The following is a 4478-nucleotide window of genomic DNA, read 5'->3' as shown; positions in this document are numbered from 1 at the left end:
TGGTGTTGTGCGCGGGTGATTCGCTACTGGACCCGGCTACCCTGCGCAGCGCCGGGCTGCGTGAACAGGACGCCGAACGACTCAGCCAGGCGGTGCGCGAGGCCGAACGCAGCCAGCCAACCGAACGGGTCAGGCAGTTCGCGCTGTTTCACGGCGTGGTCAAGGTCGACAAGGACGCCGCTCACGGCAACCACTGAAATCCTGCTACTCAAGGGTCGGCGTGTCCCAAGCACGGGCAAGCGGCCCTTGCAGTTTCGTCAAGACAGCACGTATAAAATCAACCCCGTACCTGCTTGCCGGCTGCAAAGCATGAGAAATCACTATGTCATTGCGTGCACTTCGTACCTTGATCGCTATCGCTCAGCACGGCTCGTTTGCGCGAGCGGCAGACACCGTCCATCTCACCCAATCGGCAGTGAGCCTGCACGTAAAGTCGCTTGAAGAAGCGTTCAATGCCGCTTTGTTCGACCGCTCGCGGCGCTTGCCCGTGCTAACCGACGCTGGCCATCTGGCCGTGGAGCGCGCGCACGAGATCATTGCACTTTACGACAGCATTGCTTCGGACATTGGGGCTGATAACGAGCTGCGCGGCCGACTGAAAATCGGCGCCATCCAGACGGCATTGGCCGGTGCCTTGCCACGTGCCCTCGCCGCACTGGCTGCCGAACACCCTCACCTGCGCATAAACGTAGCCTCGGGTATGTCTGCCGAATTGGCCACGCGCGTAGAGGCGGGCGAGTTGGATGTCGCGATCACTACAGAGCCGGTGAAACCGTACCCCTACGGCCTGGTCAGTACGACACTCTATGAAGAAGGCTTCTGGATCATTGCGCCGAGCTCATGCGCAGGCCTGGATTTTCGACAGCTACTTCAACAACTCCCCTTCATCCGCTTTGACCGCCGGGCCTGGGCCGGGCGCACCATTGATCGAGAACTTCGGCGGATCGCCTGCGGGTGAAAACCAGCATGGAGCTGGACAGCCAGGATGCAATCATCCAGATGGTCGCCAGCGGTTTGGGGGTGTCAGTGGTGCCGCTATCGAACCAAAATCTCGAACACCTCAAGCACCTGGACGTGCAGCCGTTCGGATTACCGCAAAGCACCCGTCGCGTTGTGCTTCTGGAACAAGAAGAAAGACCACTCGCACGGCTGGCGGCAGCGCTGGCGCAGGCGGTCAAAAAGCACGCGCCTACGTGATGACCCATGATTAAAACTTGTTGAGCCGTGAATTTTAAATCGTTTTTACTTTAGGTCTCGAGTGCTTATCGTAGTGCCCATCCCACTGCATTGCGAAGGGCACCATGCACAATATCGAAACGCCAAACAGCGCGTTCCAATCGGCGATTCTGCTCATGGCCAAACGTGCCGCCGCAAGGTGCTGTCCGACGAAATCTACGCAGAAATCCGCTTTACCCAAGCGCCTTCACCTTGAGCCAACTTGCTGCATGGCTGCGCTTGAACGGCCACGAGGCTTGCTGGCCGAGCGCAACGCGATCTATCGGCAGCGCCGGGATGCTGCGCTTCACGTCCTGCGCTCGAGCGCCAAGCTGCAGGTGCCCTGCCCGGAGGGTGCGTTCTATCTACTTGCGCAACTCAAAACGAGGATTGACGACCAGGCTCTTGCGCTTGATCTACTCGAAGCCGGCATCGCAACGGTTCCCGGAAGCGCCTTTGAACTGCCTGGGCACCTGAGGCTTTCTTTTGCCACAGACGAAGCCACCTTGGTTGAAGGGTGCAAGCGCTTGGTTGGCGCGCTGGAGGCGTACGCGTGACGGCCGAACTTTTAATGGCACTTGCTCCTATCGCAGTGCTGATTGTCATGGGTACCTGGCTCAAGCGCAGTCGATTCTTGCAAGACAGCTTCTGGGCACAGGCCGAGCGCCTGGGTTACTACGTTCTGCTGCCGGCGCTTTTTCTGCACGGTCTGGCGACCGCCAAGCTGGACAACGTACCCGTCCAAGGGATGATCATGGCGCTTGTTGTTTCGACGGTCATGGTCGCGGTGCTGATGGTCGGCGCCCGTCCGTTGATCAAAGACAACGACGCGGCGTTCACGTCCATTTTCCAGGGCGCGGTGCGCTTCAACAATTATGTAGGCGTCTCAGTGGTGGCCGGCTTGTTCGCGCCCAGGGCATCGCGCTGTGCCGTAGCCAATGCGGCCATAGTGCCGACAGTGAACATTCTGTGCGTACTGGTGTTCGCCCGCTACGGCACAGGAGGCAAAATGCCTGCGGGCAAGGTTGCCCGGCAGGTGGCACTTAACCCACTTGTTCTGGCCTGCTTCGCAGGTATAGCGCTTCAGGCGCTGGGGGTGGGCCTGCCGGTTGGCATCGAGCCGGTGATCAAGGCTTTAGGGCAAGCGTCGTTGCCGTTGGGCTTGCTTTGTGTGGGGGCTGCGCTTGAGCTGGGCTCTGTACGCAGTTGGTTTCGACCCGTCGCGTATTCATCGGTGGTCAAGTTTCTGATCATGCCGCTGATGACGCTGTGCGCTTGTCATGTGGTGGGGCTGGACGGCAAGGCCGCCATCGCGGCATTGCTTTTCCAGGCACTGCCGACCGCCTCATCGTCCTACATCATGGCCCGGCAGCTAGGCGGGGATGCGCCCCTGATGGCAGGAATCATTGCCAGCCAGACGTTACTTGCAGCAGTGGCTCTGCCCATTGCAGTGATCGTCTTGATTCCCTGGATCTGATCCCAGAACTGGCACGGCCCCTCAAGCACAGAGGGTCTGCACATCGCCAGCCAACATACCCGGCATGTGATCCATCAGATGATGGATCCAGGTGCTGCTGCGCACATCCGACTGCTGCCGGCTCGGATAGATCGCATAGATAGCACCAGGCCGAGAATGGTAACGTGGCAACACCTGGAGCAGACTGCCGTTGCGCAAACCCTCAGCTGCCGCATATGCCGGCAGCAAGCCTATTCCCAACCCCGCCACGATCGCCGATCGCATTGCGTCTTCCGAATCAACCCGTAGTGGCGTCTGCGCCAGCGGCACCTTGACTGGCCCAGAAGGGCCGTAGAGCTGCCAATCATCAGAGTGCCGCGCACCATCACAAAAGCTGAGACAGGCATGCGCACGCAAATCCTGCGCACCTTCCAAGGGAGCGTGGCTCGCCAGGTAGCCTGGCGACGCGCAGAGAATCGCGTCTACGCGACCCAGTGCCTGCACACCGTACGCCACCTGCGGCGGTGAGTTCTGCAACAGGATCGACATGTCATAGCCTTCCTTGTGCAGGTCTGGCAATCGGTTGGACAGCGTCAGATTGAACGTCACCTCGGGATAGCGTTTACGGTATCGGGTGATCAGGTCCACCAGGTAGTGCTGTCCCAACCCGTGCATCGCGTGGATACGCAACTCCCCCATCGGCCGGTTGTGCTGTTGCTGCACCTCGCTCTCGGCCGTGTCTACCAACGTGAGGATCTGCTCGCAGCGTGCCAGATACCGTTTGCCTGCTTCTGTCAGGGCGATACGGCGAGTGGTGCGATTGAGCAGGCGAACATGCAGGTGTGCCTCCAGTTGCGTGAGCATACGGGAGATGTTCGCCGTGCTGGTTTGCAGTCGTTCAGCCGCGCCCGTCAGGCTGCCCGCCTGGACCACGGAACGAAACGCGCGCATGAATTGCAGTATATCCATCGTCAGAGCCTCGAAGTGGGTTGAATATCATGTCGATGTCGGGCGAGCCCTCGGTCCGCCCGTGCAAACACACCGCCCTAGCCGGGCACTGGCAACCAACGCCGAAAGCTGACCGCGCCTTTGCCACTGAGTGGGCTCCATGAGAAGTCCCACAGTGGCGACGGCAGCTGCTGGCTGTCTTCAAGCGTAAATGCGCCAGCACGCGCCCCCTGCTTCCACTCCACCACCACCTCGGCCATCGGTTGCCAAGCCAGTACCAGGCCACGGGCCTGGGAAACATCACTGGCAACCCACAACGCCGCCGCTGCGACCAGAAAAGCTTCGATATGCTCATCGGTGACCCGGGCCTTGTAAGGCGAGCTTAATAACCAGCGGCACACACTGACGTAATAGGTCCAGTCCAGTGACGGATGATGCCGATAGGCCCAGGTCATGAAACGACGAAACAGCTCCAGACCTTCTGGAGGGTCCAGCTTGAGCAAGCTGGGGCATACATCGAACAACGTATGCCAGTACGGCAGCAGGCGTGCGTCCAGATGCACGAAACTGCGGGCATTGCAGGGGTAATCGGGAAACGGCAACAAAAAATCACCGTTGCGGACTACACGGTTACTGGGCTCCGGCACCGTCGGAGAGGTCAAGGCGCGAGACATCGCATGCTCCTGAAATCATTAGCCATCGCAGGCACGCACGTCAGCACAACGCTGAAGGGCGACAACCTGTATTCACTTCGGATCAGCGGATTGATGCAGGCGAGGCGCGAGGATTGATCGATGGCCAGTCATGACGGGGCGAGCGGTGTTGTCCACTCGCCTCGGGGGCCCCAGGAGAAATGTGT

5 protein-coding genes and 1 pseudogene are annotated in these 4478 nt (G+C 59.9%); 4 read left to right on the top strand and 2 right to left on the bottom strand.

The genetic code is table 11. The features are described from left to right. From G3436_RS07245 to G3436_RS07230, 4 genes and pseudogenes are all read left to right on the top strand, one after another. On the top strand, positions 1–197 hold a 197-nt coding region (locus tag G3436_RS07245; RefSeq protein WP_243667044.1), incomplete at its 5' end, for a hypothetical protein. Between the two features lie 125 nt (positions 198–322). Beyond that, positions 323–1197, top strand: a pseudogene (locus G3436_RS07240) (LysR family transcriptional regulator). A 104-nt stretch (positions 1198–1301) separates the two neighbouring features. Further along, the gene (locus G3436_RS07235) at positions 1302–1772 is read left to right on the top strand and encodes an aminotransferase class I/II-fold pyridoxal phosphate-dependent enzyme (RefSeq protein ID WP_163942965.1); all 471 of its coding nucleotides are present in this window, start codon (positions 1302–1304) and stop codon (positions 1770–1772) included. A gap of 14 nt (positions 1773–1786) precedes the next feature. Then, the gene (locus G3436_RS07230) at positions 1787–2692 is read left to right on the top strand and encodes an AEC family transporter (protein WP_178116356.1); all 906 of its coding nucleotides are present in this window, start codon (positions 1787–1789) and stop codon (positions 2690–2692) included. Between the two features lie 21 nt (positions 2693–2713). Here G3436_RS07230 and G3436_RS07225 read toward each other — a convergent pair whose 3' ends face one another. Then, positions 2714–3640: a LysR family transcriptional regulator gene (locus tag G3436_RS07225; RefSeq protein ID WP_163942960.1), complete on the bottom strand. Its 927-nt coding sequence runs from the start codon at positions 3638–3640 to the stop codon at positions 2714–2716. Positions 3641–3717: 77 nt separating this feature from the next. Next, on the bottom strand, positions 3718–4293 hold the full coding sequence (locus G3436_RS07220; RefSeq protein ID WP_163942957.1) for a putative natural product biosynthesis protein: 576 nt from the start codon (positions 4291–4293) through the stop codon (positions 3718–3720). Positions 4294–4478: the final 185 nt, after the last annotated feature.

Source organism: Pseudomonas brassicae, assembly GCF_010671725.1.
GTDB lineage: Bacteria > Pseudomonadota > Gammaproteobacteria > Pseudomonadales > Pseudomonadaceae > Aquipseudomonas > Aquipseudomonas brassicae.
Note: the sequence above shows the minus strand (reverse complement) of the source record. Positions and strands in the feature narration are given on the sequence as shown.